The following is a 399-nucleotide window of genomic DNA, read 5'->3' as shown; positions in this document are numbered from 1 at the left end:
CAGTTAGAAACAATTGAGATAGAGAATCTAACACCATTGTATATAGAAAACTACATCACACAAGAATCTCGAGATATACAAAGTGGTGAGACAAGCACTATTCAGTTACCTCAAACTGATCTTATCAAATTTATATTTGAAGAAGGATTTATAGCAGTTAGACCATCAGGAACAGAACCAAAAATGAAACTGTATTTCTCATTGAATGTAGAGAAATTGGATGATGTGATTGAGGAATTTGAAAGAAAATTTAATTTAAAATAAGCATTATAGTGAAAAGCAACCTTTCAAGAAAAATGAAAGGTTGCTTCAGAGTGTCGACAAAGTCTTAGACTTTGCCGGCATTTTTTTATGCGCATGCTTTCCGCGGGCATGTTCTCAGCCTGTAGTCTTCGAATC

1 pseudogene is annotated in these 399 nt (G+C 34.3%); it reads left to right on the top strand.

Annotation, left to right across the window (positions count from 1 at the left end):
- Positions 1 to 264: pseudogene (locus LQ693_RS13515) on the top strand (phospho-sugar mutase); the annotation flags it as partial.
- Between the last annotated feature and the right edge of the window lie 135 nt (positions 265 to 399).

The sequence above is a fragment of the Mammaliicoccus sp. B-M6 genome (genome assembly GCF_022386965.1).
Taxonomy (GTDB): domain Bacteria; phylum Bacillota; class Bacilli; order Staphylococcales; family Staphylococcaceae; genus Mammaliicoccus; species Mammaliicoccus sciuri_A.
Note: the sequence above shows the minus strand (reverse complement) of the source record. Positions and strands in the feature narration are given on the sequence as shown.